24 protein-coding genes are annotated in these 21,844 nt (G+C 68.0%); 9 read left to right on the plus strand and 15 right to left on the minus strand.

From position 1 onward, the window contains the following. Positions 1 to 59: 59 nt before the first annotated feature. The 6 genes from BLO63_RS01065 to lgt all read right to left on the minus strand — a co-directional run bounded on the left by BLO63_RS01065 (position 60) and on the right by lgt (position 5,793). Positions 60 to 1,013: a ribose-phosphate pyrophosphokinase gene (locus tag BLO63_RS01065; RefSeq protein ID WP_018387143.1), complete on the minus strand. Its 954-nt coding sequence runs from the start codon at positions 1,011 to 1,013 to the stop codon at positions 60 to 62. A 148-nt stretch (positions 1,014 to 1,161) separates the two neighbouring features. Next, positions 1,162 to 1,836, minus strand: a complete 675-nt coding sequence (locus BLO63_RS01070; RefSeq protein ID WP_091436009.1) for a hypothetical protein — start codon at positions 1,834 to 1,836, stop codon at positions 1,162 to 1,164. Positions 1,837 to 1,921: 85 nt separating this feature from the next. Beyond that, positions 1,922 to 3,073 carry a M24 family metallopeptidase gene (locus tag BLO63_RS01075; RefSeq protein ID WP_091436011.1) on the minus strand — a complete coding sequence of 384 codons (1,152 nt, stop codon included), beginning with the start codon at positions 3,071 to 3,073 and terminating at the stop codon, positions 1,922 to 1,924. Positions 3,074 to 3,080: 7 nt separating this feature from the next. Beyond that, positions 3,081 to 3,842: a peptidoglycan editing factor PgeF gene (gene pgeF, locus BLO63_RS01080; RefSeq protein ID WP_091436013.1), complete on the minus strand. Its 762-nt coding sequence runs from the start codon at positions 3,840 to 3,842 to the stop codon at positions 3,081 to 3,083. Beyond that, complete coding sequence (locus tag BLO63_RS01085) at positions 3,839 to 4,948, minus strand: class I SAM-dependent methyltransferase (protein WP_091436015.1); 1,110 nt, start codon at positions 4,946 to 4,948, stop codon at positions 3,839 to 3,841. Before BLO63_RS01085 ends, pgeF begins: the two co-directional genes overlap by 4 nt. Continuing rightward, positions 4,945 to 5,793: a prolipoprotein diacylglyceryl transferase gene (gene lgt, locus BLO63_RS01090; protein WP_091436017.1), complete on the minus strand. Its 849-nt coding sequence runs from the start codon at positions 5,791 to 5,793 to the stop codon at positions 4,945 to 4,947. The genes BLO63_RS01085 and lgt overlap by 4 nt, the downstream gene beginning before the upstream one ends. A gap of 207 nt (positions 5,794 to 6,000) precedes the next feature. Between lgt and BLO63_RS01095 the strand changes: the two genes are divergently transcribed. From BLO63_RS01095 to BLO63_RS01115, 5 genes are all read left to right on the plus strand, one after another. After that, positions 6,001 to 6,267, plus strand: coding sequence for an accessory factor UbiK family protein (locus tag BLO63_RS01095; RefSeq protein WP_091436018.1), 267 nt, complete (start codon positions 6,001 to 6,003; stop codon positions 6,265 to 6,267). Positions 6,268 to 6,539: 272 nt separating this feature from the next. Further along, on the plus strand, positions 6,540 to 7,040 hold the full coding sequence (locus BLO63_RS01100) for a type III secretion system chaperone family protein (RefSeq protein ID WP_091436020.1): 501 nt from the start codon (positions 6,540 to 6,542) through the stop codon (positions 7,038 to 7,040). 108 nt (positions 7,041 to 7,148) lie between these two features. Next, a complete protein-coding gene (gene proC, locus BLO63_RS01105; protein ID WP_091436021.1) occupies positions 7,149 to 7,973 on the plus strand; it encodes a pyrroline-5-carboxylate reductase in 825 nt (274 codons plus the stop codon). 111 nt (positions 7,974 to 8,084) lie between these two features. Then, on the plus strand, positions 8,085 to 8,783 hold the full coding sequence (locus tag BLO63_RS01110; RefSeq protein ID WP_091436023.1) for a TetR family transcriptional regulator: 699 nt from the start codon (positions 8,085 to 8,087) through the stop codon (positions 8,781 to 8,783). A gap of 96 nt (positions 8,784 to 8,879) precedes the next feature. Continuing rightward, on the plus strand, positions 8,880 to 9,233 hold the full coding sequence (locus BLO63_RS01115; RefSeq protein WP_244517543.1) for a tRNA-binding protein: 354 nt from the start codon (positions 8,880 to 8,882) through the stop codon (positions 9,231 to 9,233). Between the two features lie 11 nt (positions 9,234 to 9,244). Here BLO63_RS01115 and BLO63_RS01120 read toward each other — a convergent pair whose 3' ends face one another. The 3 genes from BLO63_RS01120 to BLO63_RS01130 are packed head-to-tail and all read right to left on the minus strand — an operon-like array spanning position 9,245 to position 11,982. Continuing rightward, positions 9,245 to 10,648 carry an ATP-binding protein gene (locus BLO63_RS01120; protein WP_091436027.1) on the minus strand — a complete coding sequence of 468 codons (1,404 nt, stop codon included), beginning with the start codon at positions 10,646 to 10,648 and terminating at the stop codon, positions 9,245 to 9,247. Next, on the minus strand, positions 10,645 to 11,385 hold the full coding sequence (locus tag BLO63_RS01125; protein WP_091436028.1) for a response regulator: 741 nt from the start codon (positions 11,383 to 11,385) through the stop codon (positions 10,645 to 10,647). Before BLO63_RS01125 ends, BLO63_RS01120 begins: the two co-directional genes overlap by 4 nt. 12 nt (positions 11,386 to 11,397) lie before the next feature. Next, complete coding sequence (locus BLO63_RS01130; protein WP_091436030.1) at positions 11,398 to 11,982, minus strand: MarR family winged helix-turn-helix transcriptional regulator; 585 nt, start codon at positions 11,980 to 11,982, stop codon at positions 11,398 to 11,400. Between the two features lie 250 nt (positions 11,983 to 12,232). On the opposite strand from BLO63_RS01130, the gene BLO63_RS01135 reads away from it, so the two are divergent. Beyond that, the gene (locus BLO63_RS01135; protein ID WP_091436032.1) at positions 12,233 to 13,120 is read left to right on the plus strand and encodes a branched-chain amino acid aminotransferase; all 888 of its coding nucleotides are present in this window, start codon (positions 12,233 to 12,235) and stop codon (positions 13,118 to 13,120) included. 488 nt (positions 13,121 to 13,608) lie between these two features. Here the strand turns inward: BLO63_RS01135 and BLO63_RS01140 are convergent, their stop codons facing one another. From BLO63_RS01140 to uvrC, 4 genes are all read right to left on the minus strand, one after another. Continuing rightward, complete coding sequence (locus BLO63_RS01140) at positions 13,609 to 14,067, minus strand: molybdenum cofactor biosynthesis protein MoaE (protein ID WP_091436034.1); 459 nt, start codon at positions 14,065 to 14,067, stop codon at positions 13,609 to 13,611. A 15-nt stretch (positions 14,068 to 14,082) separates the two neighbouring features. After that, a complete protein-coding gene (moaD, locus tag BLO63_RS01145) occupies positions 14,083 to 14,334 on the minus strand; it encodes a molybdopterin converting factor subunit 1 (RefSeq protein ID WP_091436035.1) in 252 nt (83 codons plus the stop codon). Then, positions 14,331 to 14,972 carry a CDP-diacylglycerol--glycerol-3-phosphate 3-phosphatidyltransferase gene (pgsA, locus tag BLO63_RS01150; protein WP_425284311.1) on the minus strand — a complete coding sequence of 214 codons (642 nt, stop codon included), beginning with the start codon at positions 14,970 to 14,972 and terminating at the stop codon, positions 14,331 to 14,333. Before pgsA ends, moaD begins: the two co-directional genes overlap by 4 nt. 143 nt (positions 14,973 to 15,115) lie before the next feature. Next, entirely contained in the window at positions 15,116 to 17,161 is a 2,046-nt protein-coding gene (uvrC, locus tag BLO63_RS01155; protein ID WP_091437221.1) for an excinuclease ABC subunit UvrC, read from the minus strand. Positions 17,162 to 17,324: 163 nt separating this feature from the next. On the opposite strand from uvrC, the gene BLO63_RS01160 reads away from it, so the two are divergent. Continuing rightward, the gene (locus BLO63_RS01160) at positions 17,325 to 18,260 is read left to right on the plus strand and encodes a DMT family transporter (RefSeq protein WP_091436038.1); all 936 of its coding nucleotides are present in this window, start codon (positions 17,325 to 17,327) and stop codon (positions 18,258 to 18,260) included. Between the two features lie 16 nt (positions 18,261 to 18,276). On the opposite strand, the gene BLO63_RS01165 is transcribed toward BLO63_RS01160, so the two are convergent. Further along, positions 18,277 to 19,068, minus strand: coding sequence for an SDR family oxidoreductase (locus BLO63_RS01165; RefSeq protein WP_091436040.1), 792 nt, complete (start codon positions 19,066 to 19,068; stop codon positions 18,277 to 18,279). Between the two features lie 381 nt (positions 19,069 to 19,449). On the opposite strand from BLO63_RS01165, the gene BLO63_RS01170 reads away from it, so the two are divergent. Together BLO63_RS01170 and BLO63_RS01175 are read left to right on the plus strand one after the other, a co-directional pair. Further along, entirely contained in the window at positions 19,450 to 20,061 is a 612-nt protein-coding gene (locus BLO63_RS01170) for an outer membrane protein (RefSeq protein ID WP_244517544.1), read from the plus strand. A 373-nt stretch (positions 20,062 to 20,434) separates the two neighbouring features. Next, positions 20,435 to 21,085, plus strand: coding sequence for an outer membrane protein (locus BLO63_RS01175; protein ID WP_091436042.1), 651 nt, complete (start codon positions 20,435 to 20,437; stop codon positions 21,083 to 21,085). A gap of 84 nt (positions 21,086 to 21,169) precedes the next feature. Here BLO63_RS01175 and BLO63_RS01180 read toward each other — a convergent pair whose 3' ends face one another. Then, entirely contained in the window at positions 21,170 to 21,778 is a 609-nt protein-coding gene (locus tag BLO63_RS01180; RefSeq protein WP_091436044.1) for a glutathione S-transferase family protein, read from the minus strand. Between the last annotated feature and the right edge of the window lie 66 nt (positions 21,779 to 21,844).

Raw genomic sequence — 21,844 nt, forward strand, 5'->3', positions numbered from 1 at the left:
CGCCGTCGCGCCTTTGTTTGCAACGCTTTCCGCAGCGAATTGCCGCCGCGTGCCGACGCTCAGTCGAACAGGCTGGAGACGCTTTCCTCATGCGCCGTGCGGCCGATGGCCTCGGCGAGCAGGCTGGCGATGGAGACCACGCGGATGTTGCGCGCCACCCGCACCGCCTCGGTCGGCTGGATCGAATCGGTGATCACCAGTTCCTTGAGGTTCGAGGCGGTGACGCGCGAAACCGCGCCGCCCGAGAGCACGCCATGGGTGATATAGGCGTGAACCTCCGTCGCGCCGCGCGCCAGCAGCGCGTCGGCGGCGTTCACCAGCGTGCCGCCGGAATCGATGATGTCGTCGACCAGGATGCAGCGCTTGCCCTCGACATCGCCGATGACGTTCATCACCTCGCTCTCGCCGGGGCGCTCGCGGCGCTTGTCGACGATGGCGAGCTGGGCGTCGATGCGCTTGGCCAGCGCGCGGGCGCGGACCACGCCGCCGACATCCGGCGAAACGACGGTGATGTCGGAAAGATCAAAACGCGACTTGATGTCCGCCACCATGACCGGGGCCGAGAACAGATTGTCGGTCGGGATGTCGAAGAAGCCCTGGATCTGGCCGGCATGCAGGTCGACGGTGAGCACGCGGTCGGCGCCGGCATGGGTGATGAGATTGGCGACCAGCTTGGCGGAGATCGGCGTGCGGCCGGAGGAGCGGCGGTCCTGTCGGGCATAGCCGAAATAGGGCAGAACGGCGGTGATGCGGCGGGCGGAGGAGCGGCGCAGCGCATCGGTGATGATGAGCAGCTCCATCAGATGGTCATTGGTCGGGAAGGAGGTGGACTGGAGGACGAAGACGTCCTTGCCGCGCACATTCTCCTGGATCTCGACAAAGATTTCCATGTCGGCGAAGCGCCGCACAACGGCCTTGGTCAGGGGCGTGCGAAGATAGGCCCCGATCGCCTCTGCCAGCGGACGGTTTGCGTTGCCGGCGACGATTTTGATCGAACCGTTATTGTCGGACATTCCGGCGCGCTCCCAGCCGTCACTCTTCCGCCGGCCGTCTTACGGCCGTCGCGCAGCCCTGATAGGCGGGCCGGCCCGGCCTGTAAAGCTTCCAAAGGCCCGCAGGGCCGGCTTGTCCCTATGCACGGCTGCATAGGTGCGATGCCGGTCAGGGATGGGCGGCGAAGGTGAGGGCGCGCGAGGGCTCGTCGGCCTGCGCCGCTACCGTAACGGCATCCGCCGGTATGTCGTCCGGCATCGCCTCGGCGACGGCGGGGCCATCGCCGGGCACCACGGGCGGCGCGTCCGCCGGGTCGAGCTCCGGGGTCGTCGCGGTGGCCGCGCCGGAAGACGGGGTGCCGCCGGACAGGCGGGTGGAAATCTCATCGAGGCTCTGGGTGGCGATGCGCTGCACCGTGGCGTCGTCGAGCTTTTCCCAGACATCCTTGCCGGGGCCGAGCTTCTCGCGGCCGGCGACGCGCAGCACGCGGTCGCTGTCGGCGTCGAACACGTCCCACACCCAGTCGACCTCGCCCTTGCCGTTGGCGACGCTGGCGGCGAGATAGCCGCGCACGCGATAGGCGGCCGGCGATTCGCGCGAGACGATGGGAATCTGCTTGGCCTTCGCCTGTTCGGAAAGGTCCGCCACCAGCCGGTCGAACACCGGCGCGGGCGCGCCGTCGATCGATTCAAACGCGATCGTCTTGCTGCCGGAAGAGATCGCATTCGCCGCTACCGGCTTGTTGCCGCCACCATTGGTCTGGCAGGCGCCGAGGGCGAGGGCGGCAAGCAGAACCGCGGTCGTCGTAAGGCGTCGGCCCAGAGGGCGAAGGCGATCGATCATGAACCATCCCCGAGAGCCGGTCGCGCCGCGTATCCCTGCCGAAGCAGGTTCGCGGCTGTCGCCAGCGGACGGGGAATGGTTAAGACTAATTAACGATCAGGTCCAGAGGGGCGGGCGTTAAGCCCTCGTTACCGTTAACGCCAACAAGATAGGTGCGGCCCAGGCACATCGCCGTGCCGGTGTCGCTGTCCATCAGGATCATGTGCGCGAAAAGCACCATGCCGGCCTCCAGCACCCATGGATTTTCCGCGTAGAACATCGGCGGGTCCATCCAGGAGGGGGTGAATTTGGCGCCGAGCGAATAGCCGCAGGCCGCCAACCGGTGCTTTTCCAGCCCGTGGCCGTCCATCACATGAGCATGGGCGGCGAACACATCGCCGGCGGTCTTGCCCGGCACCATGGCGTGCACGCAGGCTTCCAGCGCCTGCTTCGCCGCCGCGAACAGCTCCAGGTGCCGGTCGCGCGGCGGCCCGATGACGACGGTCTCCATCATCGCCGCATGGTAGTGCCGGTAGGCGCCGGCCCATTCCAGCGTGAGCTGGTCTTCCTCATCCAGCACCCGCCGCCCGCTCTTGTAGCGGCAGAGCAGCGCATCGGCGCCCGAGCCGATGATGAACTCATTGGCGGGATAGTCGCCGCCGCCCTTGAAGATGGCGCCCTGCATGGCGCCGAGCACCTCGCCCTCGTCGACGCCGGGCGCGATGGTTGCGAGCGCCGCCTCGCGCGCCGCCAACGCCAGCTTGCCGGCCTGGCGGACATACAGAATTTCCGCCGCCGACTTCACCGCCCGCAGCCGGTCCACCAGCCGCGAGGCGTCGATAAGCGTGGCATGCCCCTCAAAGGCGGCGTCGAGCTTTTTGCCATTGGCGGCGGTGAGGCCGTAGCTCTCATATTCGACGCCGATGCGCCCGCCCGTGCCGCCGAGTTCCGCCACCATGTCGCGCAGCTGCTGCTGCGGCGTGGCGTCGGCGCGGTCGGTCCAGACGCGGATGTCCTCGATCAGCGAGGTGTGCTGCGCCTGCCGCAGATCCGCCGAGCGGGTGAGCAGAGCGAGCCGCCCATCGGCGCCGAGCCACAGCGCCTGGAAGAAGCAGAAGCCGAACGTGTCATAGCCCGTGAGCCAGTACATGGACTCCTGCTGGAACATCAGCAGCCCGTCGAGCCGCTGCTCCGCCATCACGTCCAGCAGGCGCTGGCGGCGGCGCTCGAATTCCGGTCCGGTGAAGTGCAGGGTCATGGCAGGCTCACACCAGGGTGATGGCGGCGATCAGCCGGCCGTAATCGGGCTCATTGCGATGGGTGGCGCGGCGATAGGAAAAGAAGCGCGCCTCGTCGGCATAGGTGTCGAGGCCGAGATCGTCGATGGTGCCGACGCCAAGCGCCGTGAGCCGGGCGGCGATGTAGCCGGGCAGGTCGAACAGCGCATGGCCCGGCCGGGCCGAGGGAATGAGGAAGCGCGCATTCGCGTCATCGAGGCCGGTGAGCGTCTCGATGAAATCCGGCCCGACCTCATAGCTCGGCTGCCGGATCAGCGGGCCGATGGCGGCGACGATGTTCTCCCGCCGGGCGCCAAGCTCTTCCATGCGGGCGAGCGTGGCGTCGAGCACGCCGCCGACCGCACCCTTCCAGCCGGCATGGGCGGCACCGACGACGCGGGCGATCGGGTCGGCGAACAGCACCGGGCCGCAATCGGCGATGGTGACGGCGGCGGCGATGCCTGCCGTGGCGGTGGCCACCGCATCCGCCTTCGGCCGTTCGTCCCACGGCCGGTCGACGATGACGCAATCGGGCGAATGCACCTGCCAGGCGGTGAGCAGATGCCCGGACGGCACGGCGAGCGCCGCCTCCATGCGGGCGCGGTTTTCCGCGACATGGGCGGGCTCGTCGCGCGAGCCGGTGCCGCCATTCAGCCCGGCATAGAGCCCCTGCGACACCCCGCCCTCGCGGGTGAAGAAGGCGTGGCGGATGCCCGGCAGGGCGCTCAAGGCGGCGGATTCGACCTTCATGCGGGGATGTCCTTGAATGCCTCGCCGGGGGCGAATCCGGCCACCATATCGAGCGCGGGATGCACCAGCGCCAGCGCCTTGAAGAGCGTGCCCATCTGGCCTTCGTCCGACCCGGCGAGGCGCAGACGCGCCGCCTCCACCATCTCCCGGTCGGCCTCGCTGGCGGCGCGCTTCAGCCGGAAGGCGCGATCATCCAGACCAAGCCGCTGCAGCAGCTCGCCCTGGCCGACGGGTCCGAAGACACGCGCGCCGGCCGTCGATGCGGCGCGGGCGAGGGCGTCAAAATCGACATGGGCGGTGAGATCGGCGTGCCCGGGATGGGCCAGCACATCGTCAAAGGCGTGCCGGTAGAGCGCCTGCAGCGTGTCGCCGAAACCGCCGGCATGGCCGTAATCGACCAGCAAGGCCGCGCCGCCGGTGGTGGCGAGCCGGGCGCCGAGTTTGGCGGCGACGGACAGGCCGAGCGGGCAGATTTCCAGCACCGCGCCGAGCGGGGCGGCGGCGAGGCGGGCCTCGCCACGGGGATCGAGCCGGGCGCCGGGGCGCAGGCCGAAAGCGAGCTTGCCCTCCGGGTCGAGGCCGACCATGCGCTCGGCGAGGCCGTCCGGCGTGCGGACGAACTGGCGGATCGGCAGCGCGTCGATGAATTCGTTGGCAAGCAGGACCAGAGGGCCGGGCGGGAGCTCGTCAAGGCTGCCGACCCATTCGACGGGGTGGCTGCCAAGGGTCTGCGCCTGGATCTGCCGCAGGCGCGGCGAGGCTTCCACCAGCACCACGCGGGCCGCTTCGAGGAAGCCGGGCACGCGGGCGGTGGCGCGCAGCATGTCGGCCATCATCGTGCCGCGCCCGGGGCCGAGCTCGGCAAGGACGAAGGGCGCGGGCGAGCCGAGCCGCAGCCAGGTTTCCGCCGCCCACAGGCCGAGCAGTTCGCCGAACATCTGGCTGATTTCCGGCGCGGTGATGAAGTCGCCTGATGTGCCGAAGGGCTCGCGCGTGGTGTAGTAGCCGAGCGTGGGGTGGAACAGGCACTGCTCCATATAGTCGGCGACGGTGATCGGCCCGGTGAGGGCGATCTGCCGGCTGAGATGTTCCGCCAGCGGGGTCATGGGGCGCTCGCGCTCAGCGCCGGGCGGCGGCGGGCGCGCCAGACCAGCCAGCTTCCCAGCGCCAGCATCGGCAGCGAGAGCAGCATGCCCATGGTCAGCCAGCCGCCGAGGAGATAGCCGATCTGCGGGTCCGGCTCGCGGAAGAACTCGACGAAGATGCGGGCGCAGCCATAGAGGAACACGAACATCCCCGCGACCGTGCCCGGCCGGGCCAGCGCCCCGGCCCGGATGGCGATCTGCAGTAGGATGAAGATCGCCAGCCCTTCCAGCCCGGCCTCATAGAGCTGGCTGGGATGGCGCGGCTCCGGCCCGCCATGGGGGAAGACGAAGGCCCACGCCACGTCCGTCGGGCGGCCCCACAATTCGCCGTTCACGAAATTGGCCAGCCGGCCGAGGAACAGGCCGACCGGCACCACGCTGGCGGCGATGTCGAGCATCGAGACGAAGGGTAGGCTTCGCCGCCGGCAGAACAGGTACATGGCGAGGATGGAGCCGAGGAAGCCGCCATGGAAGGCCATGCCGCCATGCCAGAGGGTGAAGGCCTCCCACGGGTTCGCGGCATAGAAGGGCAGGTTGTAGAACAGCACATAGCCGATGCGCCCGCCGAGGATGACGCCGACCGCGATCCACACCACCGCGTCGTCGAACTCCTCCGGCTTGATCGGGGCGTGGCCGCCCCACAGCGCCGGGCTCGAACAGAGCCGCTTGGCCATCCACCAGCCGAACAGCAGCCCGCCGATATAGGCGAGCGCGTACCAGCGTATGGCGAAGGGGCCGAGCTCGATCAGCACCGGGTCGATGTTCGGGAAGGGCAGGGCGAAGAGCGGCGGGGCGAGCATGAGCATCCAATATCTCGGCGGAAGGCGGGCGGACGCGGGTGCGGTGCAGGCGACGAGCGACCGTTCCGCTTTGCCCCCGTTGCGTGACGGGATCAAGGCGCCTTATGCCGGCGGCGGGGACGTCCGGGCCGGTTGCCCTTGCGATCACCGCCCCCGCGCCCCATTGTTTCTGCAAAGGCACGGCATAGTACCGGCCTCACCCGGGAGATGACCATGACCCAGACCACCGGCCGAATCTTCGACGATTTTGCCAAGCTGATGAACGACGCGGCCGGCGTCGCCACCGGCGTGCGCCGCGAGGCGGAAGGCGTGATGCGCGCCCAGGCCGAGCGCATTCTTCGCGAACTCGACGTCGTCACCCGCGAGGAATTCGAGACGGTGAAGGAACTTGCCGCCGCCGCCCGCGAGGAAAACGAGCGCCTTAGCGCCCGTCTCGCCGCGCTTGAGGCGACGATCGATCCGCCCGATTCGCTCGGCTGAGTCTTTTTCGCACAAGCTTTCGCGCGCAACGCTTGTGGACGTTTCGCCTTGGTGCTTGCCGCGCCGGGGCGAATCCCCCGACAAGTCAATTGTGCCAATTTTCGCCATGGTCCGTTTTTCTACGGACCATGGTACAACGGTCGTAGCGAGGTACGGATTCAGCGCGATATAGTTGGGACGACGGCGATTCGTTTTATTCTTGAACGGCTTGTCGGGAACCGTCGCGTTGCGTGCGTTCGACCCCCTCCGCGTCCACCCTCGCGAGGTCGAGCATGACCTATACTAGTGACTTCGAGACCGACACCAGTCTGAACCCACTCGACCTGGTCGAGCGCATGGCCGCGCTCAACGAATGGGCGTTCGAGCGCTCGGCCGAGGACGAGATCACCATCTCTCTGGAAGGGCGCTGGACGGACTGCCATGTCTCGTTCCAGTGGATGGACGAGGTCGAGGCGCTGCACATCGCCTGCGCCTTCGACCTGAAGGTGCCGGAGAAGCGCAAGACCGAAGTGCTGCGCCTGCTCTCGCTCATCAATGAACAGATGTGGGTGGGCCATTTCGACCTGTGGTCGAAGGAGGGCGTCATCATGTTCCGCCACGCGCTCCTGCTGGCCGGGGCGGAAGCCACCGACCGCCAGTGCGAGGTGCTGATGGAGTGCGCCATCGAGGCGGTGGAGCGCTATTTCCCCGCCTTCCAGTTCGTCGTCTGGGCCGGCAAGACCGCCCGCGAGGCGATGGACGCCACCCTGTTCGAGACCGTCGGCGAGGCCTGAGCGCGTCGCCGGCGTACGCTTCTCGCCGTGCCATTGCCAAAGACGCGTGCGAGCGGCACTAAGGCCCTGTGACGGCGCGCGGTGTCGCGCGGGCAGGGGAGTTCGATCATGGCCACACTTTCCGACATTCCCGGCCGGGTGCTGCTTGTCGGCGCCGGCAAGATGGGCGGCGCCATGCTGGAAGGCTGGCTCGATCTCGGGCTCGATCCGGCGCTGGCGGCGGTGATCGATCCCGGCCCGCCGCCGGAAATCGCCGCCCTCATCGAGGCGCGCGGCGTGGCGCTGAACCCGCTCAATGGCGGCCCGCCCGCGGTGATGCTGCTGGCGGTGAAGCCGCAGGTCGCCCCGGACGTTCTTGCCCGGGTGGCGCCGCTGGCCGATGCCGGCACGTTGATCGTCTCGGTCATGGCGGGGCGCACGCTCGGCTTCCTCGAATCGTTCTTTCCGGCGGGCGCCGCCGTGGTGCGCTCCATTCCCAACACGCCGGCGGCGATCGGCCGCGGCGTGACGGTGGCGGTGCCGAATGGGGCCGTCACGCCGGACCAGATGAACATTGCCGACGCGCTGCTGCGCGCCACAGGCGGGGTCGAATGGGTGGCGGACGAGGCGCTGATCGACGTCGCCACCGCCGTTTCCGGCTCCGGGCCGGCCTATGTGTTCCTGCTGGCCGAGGCGCTGGCGGCGGCGGGCGTCGAGGCCGGGCTGCCGGCGGACATGGCCGACCGGCTGGCGCGGGCGACCGTGGCGGGGGCGGGCGAACTGATGGTGCGTACCGGCATCGACCCGGCGCAGCTGCGGCGCAACGTCACCTCGCCCAACGGCACCACGGCGGCGGCGCTTGCCGTGCTGATGGACCAGGAGAAGGGCTTCGGCCCGCTGCTGGCGGAGGCGGTGGCGGCGGCGGCACGGCGTTCGCGCGAACTCGCTGGCTGACGTTCCCGCTTTCGTGCGGCAACAGTGCGTGTGAGGGCGCGCCGGGGTCTTCTCCTTGGCCAGGGCACGCCTTACATAGAGGTGAGGCAACGTTCAGGACAGGAGGTCTTCATGGCACGCTCCCCGGGAACGAAAGCGACCGCCGACAAACCGAGCGAGACGCGCGCCCTCGCCCTCGACAGCTTCATGCGGCTGCTGGCGCGGATGCCGTTCGAGCGCATCAGCCTCGGCGCGGTGGCGGACGAGGCGAAGATTCCCCTCGCCGAACTGCGCGCCTGCTTCGGCTCCACCTTCGACATGCTGGCCGGCTTCATGCGCGAGGTCGATGCCAAGGTGCTCGCCCCCGCCAGCGACGACATGGCGGACGAGCCGGCCCGCGACCGGGTGTTCGACGTGCTGATGCGCCGGCTCGACGTGCTGGCGCCGCATAAGGCGGCGCTGCGCTCGCTGATGGATTCGGCCCGCCGCAACCCGTTCTTCGGGCTGGCGCTGAACAAGCTCTCCGTTCGCTCGCAGCAATGGATGCTGGCGGCGGCGAGGATCGACACTGCCGGCCTCAAGGGCGCGGTGCGGGCGCAGGGGCTGGCGCTGGTGTTCGCCCGGGTGATGCAGACCTTCCTCACCGATGACGACCCGGCGCTGGCCCGCACCATGGCGGCGCTGGACCGCGAGCTGGCGCGCGGCGAGCGGGCGCTCGGCCTGATCGAGGGCGCGGTGTGCCTGGCCACCGGACGACGCGGGCGTGGCGGCAAGCCGCCCGTTACCGAACCGGAAGCGGGACCGGCGCCGGAGGCCCCGGCGGCCGCTTGACACAGGCCGGGCCTCGCCTTCAGTAGCCCGGTCCGAGGACGGGCTATGCACCCTCCGTCATGTCCAGCCCCGAGGAGCCACCATGAGGAGTTCGCCGTGAGTCTTGCCCCGCTCGAACAGATCACCTTCGCCGATTTCCTGAAGGTGGACATCCGCGTCGGCACCATCATCCAGGCCGAGCCCTTCCCCGAGGCGCGCAAGCCGGCGCTCAAGCTGGTGATCGATTTCGGCCCGCATATCGGCTGCAAGAAATCCTCGGCGCAGATCACCGTGCATTACGCCGCCGAGGACCTGATCGGCCGGCAGGTGGCGGCGGTGGTGAACTTTCCGCCGCGCCAGATCGGTCCGATCATGTCCGAGGTGCTGACGCTCGGCTTCCCCGACGAGGATGGCGCCGTGGTGCTGTTCAAGCCCGACCGGGAAGTCCCGAACGGCGCGCGGCTGTTCTAGGTCCGCATCGTTCAGACCGGAATCCGGATCGCCGCGCGCAGGCCGCCCAGCGCGCTTTCGCCGAGGATGACGTCGCCGCCATGGGCACGGGCGGCGTCGCGGGCGATGGTGAGGCCGAGGCCGGAGCCGCCGGCATCCTGGTTGCGCGCCTCGTCCAGCCGGAAAAACGGGCGAAAGACATCCTCGCGCAGCTCGGGCGCGATGCCGGGCCCGTCATCATCGACCGCGATGGTGAGCCAGCGCTCGTCGCGCGTGCCCGATATCTCGATGCGGGAGGCGTGCCGGCCGGCATTGCCGACCAGATTGGCGAGGCAGCGGCGAAAGGCATCGACCCGCACCATCACCATCGGGTCGCCGCTGTAGCTGGCGCTGACCTTGGCGCCCTGGCGCTCGGCATTGACCCGCGCCTCCTCGATCAGCCGCGCCATGTCGGCCATCGCCGGCGCCTCGGCGACATCCTCGCGGGCGAAGGCGAGATAGGCTTCCAGCATGCTCTGGAGATCGTCGACATCCTTGCGCAGCGCCTCGGTGTCGGCACTGTCGCCCAGCAGCGCCAGTTCCAGCTTGAAGCGGGTGAGGATGGTCCGCATGTCGTGGCTGACGCCGGCGAGCATGGTGGTGCGCTGCTCGATCTGCCGCTCGATGCGCCGCTTCATCTCCAGGAAGGCCAGCGCCGCGCCGCGCACCTCGCGCGCGCCGCGCGGACGGAAGCCGGCGACGTCGCGCCCCTTGCCGAAGGCGATGGCGGCATCGGCCAGCGCCTCGATCGGCTTGATCTGGTTGCGCAGGAACAGGATGGCGACCGCCATCAGCACCAGCGCGGTGCCCACCATCCAAAGAAGGAAGATGTGCGAGTTGGAGAGATAGGCCTGGCTGCGGCGGGCGAACACCCGCAGCACCATGTCGTCCATCTGCACCCGCACCTCGATCAGGTTCGAATTGCCCACCGTGTCGGTCCAGAACGGCCGGTGCAGCCGCTTGGCCAGTTCGCCGGTGAAGGCGGAATCGAGGGTGGAGAAGAACGGCTTGGGGCCGGGCGGGGGCAGGCGCTCGCCGGGCAGGAAATCCACCGTCAGGCCCATGGTGATCTGGGCGATGCGCTTGATCCGCTCCTGGTCCTCCACGGTGGGAAAGGCGACGGCGAGCTGGGTGACGGCGGTGATGTCCTGCGACACCGCGGCCGAGAGCCGGCGCGTCACCGTGTTGTAGTGGCGCTCCATGAAGACGAAGGCGAGCACCGATTGCAGGATCACCACCGGAGTGACGATGATGATCAGCGACCGGGCGAACAGCCCCTTCGGCATGATGCGGTTGAACCACGCGCCGAAGCGGGCATTGTTCTCGCGCATGCGGCGCTGGGTCAGGCGAAGGCGGGCGCGGGCGGCGCCGACGACGCTGGTGTCGAGCGCGCTCAAGGAGCGACGACCAGCCGGTAGCCGACGCCGCGCACCGTCTGCACATAGGCGGGATTGGCCGGGTCGCGCTCGATCTTGCGGCGCAACCGGTTCACCTGCACGTCCACCGCGCGGTCGCCGGCGGCGACGCCGGGGGCGACGAGGTCCTGGCGCGGCACGGTCTGGCCCGGCGCCTCGCCCAGCACCCGCAGCATGTCGCGCTCGCGGTCGGTGAGACGCACCATCTCGCCCTCGCGGGTGAGTTCGCCGCGCGCCAGATGGAAGCTGAACGGGCCGAAGCGCACCGTCTCGATCGCCTGCGCCGGCGGGGTGGCCGAGCGCTTGATGATGTTGCCGATCCGCAGCAGCAATTCGCGCGGCTCGAACGGCTTGGCGAGGTAGTCGTCGGCGCCGATCTCCAGCCCCTCGATGCGGTCGCCCGGCTCGGAGCGGGCGGTGAGCATGAGGATCGGCACGGAAGAGGTTTCCCGCACACCCCGAGCGAGGTCGAAGCCGGTTTCGCCCGGCATCATCACGTCGAGGATCAGCAGGTCGAAGGTCAGGCCGGCGAGGCGGGCGCGGGCATCGGCGCCCGATTCCGCCGTGGTGACGCGGTAGCCGTGCTCGCTGAGAAAGCGCGAGAGCAGGTCGCGGATGCGCCGGTCATCGTCGACGATGAGCAGGTGGAAGGCGTCGTCGGCAGGCATGGTGCGGGCTTCCCTTGCCGCCGCGACCGGGCTGTGGCGGGCGTCGAGCATGGAGGTCCTCCGTCAGCCGGCCGGCCGGCTGCGGGTGGCGCTGCGCGCCTCCACGGCCTGGTCGGCGCGGGCGATCAGCTTCTCGGTCGCGCTGCGATCTTCCGGGTCGATCATGGCGACAAGAAAGCGGCGCACGAGATCGCGCGACTCGCCGCCGCTCTCCTCCAGCGCGCGGCGCAGGCGGCGCGACTGGATGGCGACGAATTCCTGGGTCAGCGCCTCGCCCTTCGGGGTGAGGTAGAGCAGGCGCTGGCGGCGGTCGGAGGCGCCGGCGCGGCTGTCGATGAAGCCCTGGTCCACCAGTTCCCGCAGCACCCGGCCCAGGCTCTGCTTGGTGATGCGCAGAATGTCCAACAGGTCGGTGACGCGCATGCCGGGATGGCGATTGACGAAATGCAGCACCCGGTGATGCGCCCGGCCGAAGCCGAAGCCGTGCAGGATCTCGTCGGGATCGCTGACGAAATTGCGATAGGCGAAGAACAGAAGCTCGATCAGGTCGAGCATCGGTTCGCCTTCGGGGGCGGGGGACAGGCGCGGGGAGGCCCCCGGCTCGCTCTTGCCGGTGCGCGCTGTCAGCGAGACATTTATGTCAGCCATGTTGACTTTTTTCGTTATGATCGTTACCCAGATGTCCCGTTCAACGAAAGGATCGTTCGGCTAGCCGCCCGATCCGGCTCGGAACAGGATAGAGTCGCGCTCGCTCTACCGAGCCGCGACGATAACGGGACTTCGGCCGCGAGGCAAAGCGTTGCGCTCTCGCCTGACAGGCCGTAGCCACCATGCCGAAGGAACAGAAGGGCTCCGGCGCCTCCCATGGCGCGCTGGCGCCCCGGTTGGGAGACTTACCATGGCGAGCGAACCTTTCGACAAACGCAGCGGCTGGATCTGGTATGACGGCGCCTTCGTGCCCTGGCAGGACGCGCAGGTCCATGTACTGACCCACGGGCTGCACTATGGCAGCTGCGTCTTCGAGGGCGAGCGCGCCTATGGCGGCGAGATCTTCAAGCTGGACGAGCACACCGCGCGGCTGAAGCACAGCGCCGAACTGCTCGACTTCGAGATCCCCTATGGCACGGACGAGATCAACGCCGCCTGCCGCGAGCTGCTGGTGCGGCAGAAGCTGAACGACGCCTATCTGCGTCCCGTCGCCTGGCGCGGCTCGGACATGATGGGCGTCTCGGCCCAGCACAACCAGATCCACCTCGCGATCGCGGCGTGGGAATGGCCGAGCTATTTCGATCCCGCCCAGCGGCTGAAGGGCATCCGCATCGGCATGGCGAAGTACCGCCGTCCCGACCCGATGACCGCGCCCTCGACCTCGAAGGCGGCCGGGCTCTACATGATCTGCACCATCTCCAAGCACGCCGCCGAGCGCGAGGGCTTCGCCGACGCGCTGATGCTGGACTGGCGCGGCCGTGTCGCCGAATGCACCGGCGCCAATGTGTTCTTCGCCAAGGACGGCGTGATCCACACGCCTGAAGCCGACGCCTTCCTCAATGGCATCACCCGCCAGACGGTGATCGCGCTCGCCAAGCGGCGCGGCATCGAGGTGATGGAGCGGGCGATCATGCCGGAGGAACTGCCGAGCTTCGACGAGTGCTTCATCACCGGCACCGCCGCCGAGGTGACGCCGGTCGCCGAGATCGCCGGCCAGCACTTCCAGCCCGGCCCGGTCACCAAGACGCTGCTGGAGGACTACATGTCCGAAGTGCAGCCGAAGAAGGCGGCGGCGTAAGGTTCCAAATTTAAAATCTAAAGGGCCGCTTTAGGGCGGCCTTTTTTGTTGAGATGCTATATCCCGTCGCTAATAATATATCGAACACAGTCATTCTGATGATCTAAGCTCACGAGGCTATAGTGACCAAGATCAATCATGAGAGTGAGCTTTTACGCCTGCGGGACAGTCGAATGCGATCTGGTCAGGCCAGGATCGATCCCGTTGTCAAAACGGATTTGCCGTCGCTGTCATTCGCCGATACCCCTAAGCGCCGGAGATCGTATGAGGCTTACGTTGTGCGCTATGGGACGGCAGTTCGTGACGGACATGAATATCCATGGCCGCCGAGTTGGCTTCTCGATATTATCGCTCCTGATGGTCTGATATCAGAAAAGCGTGTTCTAGCTTGGATATCGGGCCGACCTGAGTTTCAGAACGCAGTTCGACGATTTGCGAAGAAAAGCCGCTGATTGTTGATCTTCGGTGGGCTTGGGAAATAGACTTATTCAGTTCCAGCGTTCCGCCGCGTCGTCGTCTTCGTCCTTGGCGGCGACCCAGGACGAGCCCTCGTCGCGCTCCTCCATCTTCCAGAACGGCGCGCTGGTCTTCAGCCAGTCCATAAGGAATTCGGCCGCCTCGAAGGCGGCGGCGCGGTGGGCGGAGGCGGTGACGACGAGCACGATGTTGTCGCCCGGCACCATGCGGCCATAGCGGTGGATGACCGTGGCACCGATGAGCGGCCAGCGGGCGCGGGCCTGCTCGATCAGCCGGCCGATCTCCTCTTCCGCCATGCCGGGATAATGCTCCAGCGTCAGGGCGATGAGCGGCGCGCCGCCGGGGGCGTCCTGGGCGCGGCACAGGCCGGCGAAGGTGACGAGCGCGCCGATATCGGTGCGCCCGCGCGCCAGGGCGGCGGCCTCGGCGGCGGCGTCGAAATCCTGCGCCTGTATGCGGACGGTGAACATCTCCGCCCTCCCGGTTCAGCCGCCCGTCATGGGCGGGAAGAAGGCAATCTCGCGCGCGCCGCCGAGCGGCGTGTCCGGCTTGGCGTGCCGCCGGTCGAGCGCCGCCCGCACGATACGCGGATTCTCGAAGGCATGGGCATAGCCCTCGCCGCGCGCGCCGAGAAAGGCGGCAAGCTCGGCGACGGTGGCGACGCCCTGCGGCAGGTCGATCTCCTCCGCCTCAAGGCCAATGCGCTCGCGCACCCAGGCGAAATACAGCACCTTCACGCGTCATCCCCGATCAGATGGCGGGCGCCGGCGCGGAAATAGTCCCAGCCGGTATAGAGCGTCAGCAGCGCCGCGATCCACAACAGGCCGATGCCGAACAGCGTGATGCCGGGCACCAGAAGATCCGCCGCCGGCCCGGCCAGGAGCACGCCGACGGCGACCAGCTGGGCAGTGGTCTTCCATTTGGCGAGACGGGTGACGGGGACGCTGACCCGCAATTCGGCGAGAAACTCGCGCAGGCCGGAGACGAGAATCTCGCGGCACAGGATCACCACCGCCGCCCAGAGCGACCAGCCGCGAATGGTGCCATCCGATGCCAGCATCAGCAGCGAGGCGGAAACCAGCAGCTTGTCGGCGATGGGGTCCAGCATGCGGCCGATGGCCGATTGCTGCTGCCAGGCTCGGGCGAGGTAGCCGTCGAAGAAATCGGTGACGGCGGCGACGACATAGATGACCACCGCCACCCAGCGCAGCCAGACGCCGCCTTCCAATATGTCGGACCAGAACAGGCACGCCGCCACCAGTGGCACCGCCACGCAGCGGCCATAGGTGAGGAGATTGGGCAAAGAAAAGGCGTGACCGCGTTTCACCTTGGCCGGCTCCCGTACCGTCTGCGGGTTTGATGCAACATCGACCATAGTGCGCCGGCTCCCTCACAGGCAGGTAAACACGCGAGCCGGCTACGTCAATTGCGTCGCGGCCATTGCTTCGCCTGCCGTGGCGCTTTCACGATGCGGCAGGGCTGTGGCCATCGCATGACGGCGATGGCCGGACGGACTGTTCATGTCGCTTTCGCGTGAAAGAAGTCATAAACCGCCCGCGCCATCGCCGCGTTCACCCCCGGCACGCCTTCAAGATCGGCGAGCGAGGCGCGTTCGATCGCCTTCAGAGTCCCAAAATGGTGCAGCAGCGCCCGTTTACGAGTGGGGCCGATGCCGGGAATTTCCTGCAGGCCGGCCTGGGTGATGTCCTTCTTGCGGCGGGCACGGTGCGAGCCGATGGCGAAGCGGTGCGCCTCGTCACGCAGGCGCTGCACGAAATACAGCACCGGGTCGCGCGGCTCCAGCCGGAACGGCTCGCGGCCATCGGCATAGAAGGTCTCGCGGCCGGCGTCGCGGTCCGGGCCCTTGGCGACGCCGACCATCGGCACATCGGTGACGCCGAGCCCGGCCAGGGTTTCGCGCGCCGCCTTCAGCTGGCCGGGGCCGCCATCGATCAGCAGCAGGTCCGGCCAGGCCGACGAGGCGGCGGAGGCTTCCTCGACCTCTCCCGGTGGGGGCGGGGGCACCTCTTCTCCCTCGGGGAGAGGCGACGCGCCCGCCCGCGGATTCTCCTTCAGCAGGCGGGCGAAGCGGCGGGTCAGCACCTCGCGCATCATGCCGTAATCGTCGCCGGGGGTGAGTTCGGTCGAGCGGATGTTGAACTTGCGGTACTGGCTCTTGGCGAAGCCCTCCGGCCCGGCGACGATCATGCCGCCCACCGCATTGCTGCCCATGATGTGGCTGTTGTCATAGACCTCGATGCGCCGGGGCGGCGCCTTGAGGGCGAAGGCGCGGGCGAGTTCCTCCAGCAGCCGGGCCTGGCTGGCGCTCTCGGCCAGCTTGCGGCCCAGCGCCTCGCGGGCGTTCTGCAGCGCGTGCTCGACCAGCTCGCGCTTCTCGCCGCGCTTGGGGGCCGCGACCTCGACCCGATGGCCGGCGCGGGTGGACAGCGCTTCCTCCAGCAGCTCGCGCTCGGCGATGTCGTGGCTGAGCAGCACGAGGCGCGGGCAGGGCTTGTCCTCGTAGAACTGGGCCAAGAACGATTCCAGCACCTCGCCGATCTCCAGCGTCCGGTCGGCGCGGGGATAGAGCGCATGGTTGCCCCAGTTCTGGCCGGTGCGGAAGAAGAAGACCTGCACGCAGGTCGCCCCGCCCTCCTGGTGGATGGCGAAGACGTCCGCCTCCTCGACCGAGCGCGGGTTGATGCCCTGGGTGCCCTGCACGGCGGACAGCGCGGCGAGGCGGTCGCGCAGGGCGGCCGCGCGCTCGAATTCCAGCTCGTGCGAGGCGATTTCCATCTCGCGCGCCAGCTGTTCCTTCACCGCCTTGCTGCGGCCGGAGAGGAAGTCGCGCGCCTCCATCACATACTCGGCGTAGTCGGTGTGGCTGACCTCGCCGGTGCAGGGGCCGGCGCAGCGCTTGATCTGGAACAGCAGGCAGGGGCGGGTGCGGGCCTCGTAGAAGCTGTCGGAGCAGGAGCGCACCAGGAACGCCTTCTGCAGCGCGTTGATGGTGCGGTTCACCGCCCAGACCGAGGCGAAGGGGCCGTAATAATCGCCCGGCCGGTTGCGGGCGCCGCGATGCTTGGTGATCTGCGGCGACACATGATCCTTGGTGATGAGGATATAGGGAAACGACTTGTCGTCGCGCAGCAGCACGTTGAAGCGCGGGCGCAGCTGCTTGATGAAGTTGGCCTCCAGCAGCAGCGCCTCGGTCTCGGTGCCGGTGGAGACGAATTCCATCTCCATGGTGGCCGCCACCATCCGCATGATGCGGGCGGTCAGCCCTGTGGGGCGGGTATAGGCGACGATGCGGCGCTTGATGCTCTTGGCCTTGCCGACATAGAGCACCGCGCCGTCCGCACCGATCATGCGGTAGACGCCCGGCCCGTTCGGCGCGTGCTTGAGGGCGCGCGCAATCGCGGCGCGGCCCATGGCGACGGAACCCGGCGCGGGCTCGGCCTCCTCGGCAAGGTCGGCAATGAGGGCCTCGTCCTGGTCCAGCTCGGCGATGTCGGCATCGTCGGCGTCGAGGTCGGGCATGTCGCGGGTCGGTCGGGCGGTCATGCCCCCTAGATACGTATTTGCGGCCATCGCGAACAGGGGGCGGCGCATCTTCCCCGCGCCTGTTCCCGCCATGGCACAGGGCTACGAAAATGCATCGGGCCGCTGGCGGCCATGCGCGGGCGGCCGGTGTCAGCGGCGGGAAAAGGGTCTAAGGGAGCGGACCATGTCCCGTTCCGGCGATGCCATCTCCCATCCGCCCTTTCCCGTGGCCGGCTACGCCTTCGGCGCCGCCGGGGCGACGCTGTTCGCGTCCAAGGGCATCATCATCAAGCTCGCCTATGCCGAGGGCATCGACGCCGAAACGCTGCTGGCGCTGCGCATGGCGTTCTCGCTGCCGTTCTATCTCGCGGTCGGCGCCTTCGCGCTGTTCCGGCTGCGCGGCATGGGCGAGCCTTTGCCCACCGGCAAGCTGGTGGTGCAGTCCATGCTGGTGGGGGCGCTCGGCTACTGGCTGGCCAGCTATCTCGATTTCGCCGGGCTGCAATACACCTCCGCCTCGTTCAGCCGGCTGATCCTCTTCACCTATCCGATCTATGTCGCGTTGTTCGGCGCGCTGCTGTTCGCCCAGCCGATCCGGCCGAGGGCGATGCTGGCCTTCGCGGTCGCCTATGGCGGGCTGGCGCTGATTTTCCTGCAGAATGTCAGCGTCATGGGTTCGGACGTGGTGAAGGGTTCGGTGCTGGTGACGCTGGCAGCGATTTCCTTCGCGCTCTACCAGCTGTGCGCCCGCTCGCTGCTGCAGCGGGTCGGTTCGGCGCTGTTCACCTGCATCGCCATGATCTCGGCCTCGATCATGGCGATCGGCCAGTTCGCGGTGATGCGGCCGGTCGAGGCGCTGATGGTGTCGCCGCATGGGCTGATGCTGGCGGTCAGCGTGGCGATCGGCGCCACCGTGCTGCCGACCTTTCTGATGAACGCGGCGCTCAAGCGCATTTCGGCGCAGGCCAATTCGATGATCAGCACGGTGAGCCCGGTCGCTACCATGGTGCTGGCCGTGCTGTTTCTCGGCGAGAGCGCCACCCCGGCCGAGCTTGCCGGCGCGGTACTTGTGATGACCAGCATCGGCTGGTTCACCCTGAGCGACGCCCGCAAGCACTGAGCGCCGGCCCTGTTGATCAGTCGTCTTCCACGTCCGGCGTGCGCCAGGCGAGGTGCTGGCCGCCATCGACCGCGATAATCTGCCCGGTGACGCTGGAGGCGCGGGCGAGATAGGCAACAGCGTCGGCGATCTCCTCCGGGCTCGGGCCGCGCCCGAGCAGAACCGAGGCGGACTGGCGGGCGAAGGCGTCGCCATCCTGCCGTCCATTGGCCAGCGTCGGGCCCGGGCCGACGCCATTGACCCGCACCCGCGGCGCCAGCGCCTGCGCCAGCATCCGTGTGGCCGACCACAGCGCTTCCTTGCTCACGCTGTAGGAGAAATAGGCCGGGGTCGGCTTCAGCACGCGCTGGTCGATGAGGTTGACGATCGCCCCCGGCGCGCCATCGGGCAGCTGGGCGGCGAAGGCGCGGGCGAGTTGCACCGGCGCCCGCAGATTGACCGCCATGTGCCGCTCCCACAGGCCGAGGTCGAGCGCCTCGACGCTGTCGGGATGGAATTCCGAGGCGTTGTTGACCAGCAGGGTGAGCGGCCCCAGCGCCGCCGCCGCGGCAGGAACGACGCCGTCCACCGCCCCGGCCTCGGCGAGCTCGGCGACGATGATCGCCGCGCGTCCTCCCGCGCCCCGGATCGCCGCGGCGGTCTCCTCCGCCGCAGGGCCGGGCCGGCGCACATGCAGGGCGATGTCGTAGCCCTCACGGGCAAGGCGCAGGCTGATGGCGCGGCCGATCCGCACCGCGCCGCCGGTGACGAGGGCGACGGGGCGGGCGTGGAACGTGGCGGGGGTGGGCGACGAGGGGGGAAGGGTCATCAGGTTTCAGGCGCTGCGTTGGAGGGCGGCGGGCAAGGGACGGCTCGCCGCCCCCAGAAGACAATACGCCGTGCGACGGTGCGCGGATGACGATGACCGGCCTTGATCGGGTAATTTCGTGTGGGTAGGTACGGTCGCCTCTTACCGACCTATGGGCAGCCAGGCAATTGCGCGTGCTGCGCCGCCTGCGTTCGGCTGGCAGTTCCGGATCTACAATCGGTATTCAAGTATACATGAAGTATACGTTTCATTAAGTATGATATAGCCTTTTGGTTGGCGTCACTATTTCGGCCGCACCTTTGTGGAATCGTCGGACTTATCTCAGCGGCGGCGAGGATTGTTCGCCGGCTGGCAGGCTGAACCAAGATCCAGGAGACGATCATGAACAACAGCATCCGCGCCGGTCTCGGGCTTATGGCCCTAATGGCCGTTCCCGCCGCTGCGGCGGATATGTCCTACCCGGCGCCGGCGGGGGTCGCCTATGATCCGGCGCCGGTCTTCACCTGGAACGGCTTCTATCTTGGCGCCAATGCCGGCTATGGCTGGGGCACGGCGGACGCCTCGCCGGATATTGACGGTTTCCTCGGCGGCCTGCAGGCCGGCTATAACTGGCAGGGCAGCGGCCCGCTGGTGCTCGGCGTCGAAACAGACATCCAGTATGCCGATTTGTCGAGTTCGGTCTTCACCCTCGACTATTTCGGCACGGTGCGGGCGCGCATCGGCTACGCCTTCGACCAGTTCCTGGTCTATGGCACCGGCGGTTTCGCCTATGGCGGCGGCAGCTATGAGCTGCTGGGCCTATCCAATGACCGCAACCATTTCGGCTGGACGATCGGCGCCGGCGCCGAATACGCGATTGGCGGCAATTGGAGCGTCAAGGGCGAGTATCTCTATGTCGACCTCGGCGAGGAGACCTATGCGAGCTATTTCGGCCCGCGCGATGTCGGCATGAGCGCCAATGTGCTGCGCGCGGGCGTGAACTACCGATTCTGATCGGTGTGCGGGGTGGCGTTGCGCCAAAACAGGCGCGCCACCCCCTGCCTGCGGGCGATCCGCTCCTCGGATTTGTGACATCGAAAACACACCCGCCGATCATCCGACGGCGATAATGGCGAAATTGTTGCGCCGCTCGCGGTTCTGTGAATGAGCCTTTAGCTGTCAGAGCCCTTGCGGCAGAACGATTTGCGGGTTGTTGACGCCTGCCGGGCGCTCTAAGTGGGCGGCAAATGCGGCGGGGCTGCCCCAATCCAGCCCTTGGCCTGCCCATCTGGGCTTCTAATTCACACTCCGAGACGCAGCCTCAACGGTTTCGCAAGCCTTTCCTGGCGCCACGCCCCCCGGCTCCAGGTTGTTTCGGAGAGTACCTATGAAGAACATCCTCTGCTCGGGCGTCGCCGCGGTCGCCCTTCTCGCCGCTGCCCCCGCCTTCGCGGCCGACCTGCCGCAGCAGCAGTCCTACCCGACCAAGGCCGCGCCGATGTATGTCGAGCCGGTGTTCACCTGGACCGGCTTCTATATCGGCGCCAATGCCGGCTATGCCTGGGGCCAGGGCGAGGGCGGCGCGGGCGTTGTCAATCTCGACCCGTCGGGCTTCCTCGGCGGCGGCCAGATCGGCGTCAACTACCAGTTCGACAACAACATCGTGCTGGGCGCCGAAGCCGACTTCCAGGGCTCGGACATCAAGGACACCTATGCCGGTTATGAGTCCAAGATGGACTATTTCGGCACGGTCCGCGCCCGCCTCGGCTATGCCTTCGGCAATGTGCTGCCCTACGTGACCGGCGGTCTCGCCTGGGGCCACACCGAGGTCAACGACAACGTGTTCGGTCTGTCCTCGGACAAGACCCAGGTGGGCTGGACGGTCGGCGGCGGCGTGGAATACGCCCTCACCAACAACTGGACCATCAAGGGCGAGTATCTCTACATGGATCTCGGCGAGGACTATTACGACAGCATCGGCTACAAGACCGGCCTGACGGCCAACATTGTCCGCGCTGGCGTGAACTACAAGTTCTGACGCGGGCCTGACAGTCCCTCGACGACAAAGGCCCCGGATCGACGATCCGGGGCCTTTTTGCGTTAGTGGAGAACCTGACGCGGGTCAGACCTGCGGGGTGGTTGCCTCGAAAGCAGGCACACGCTCGCAAAAGGCATCAAGCCAGGCGACCAGCGCCGGGTGGCCGGGGCGCCAGGCGCCGGCAAAGCGCAAATCGAGATAGCCGAGCGCGCAGGCCACCGCGATCTCGCCGACATGGGCGGCGCCGCTGACCGGCAGCGGCTGCGGCGGCGCGGCTTCCAAGGCCGCCAGCCCGCGTGCCACCTTGCCCGCCTGATGGTCGAGCCAGCGGTCGCTGTGGGTCTCGGGATCGCGGAAGCGGCTCTCATACATCTGCAGCAGCGCGGCGTCGGCAATGCCGTCGCCGAGCGCGAGCATCGTCAGGGCCGCGATGCGGTCCTCGCCGCCGGTCGGGATCAGCACGCCGCCACCGGCCGTCATGTCGAGATACTCGATGATGACGCGGGAATCATAGATCGCCGGCCCATCCTCGCGCAGCAGCACGGGAATCTTGCCGAGGGGGTTCTGCTCCCGCAGCGAATCGGTGGGGTCGGTAGTGTCGGCCGGCAGGACATCGAGATGGATGTCGCACAGAATGGCGCCGATCTTGACCTTACGCCCGAAGGGGGACAGCGGGGAGGAACGAAGCTTCATCGGGGTTCGACACCTGTTGGGGGCCAGCCGCCCCCGTGCCGGATGCCCGGCGGCGCCTGCGCCCGG

The organism is Ancylobacter rudongensis (genome assembly GCF_900100155.1).
GTDB lineage: Bacteria > Pseudomonadota > Alphaproteobacteria > Rhizobiales > Xanthobacteraceae > Ancylobacter > Ancylobacter rudongensis.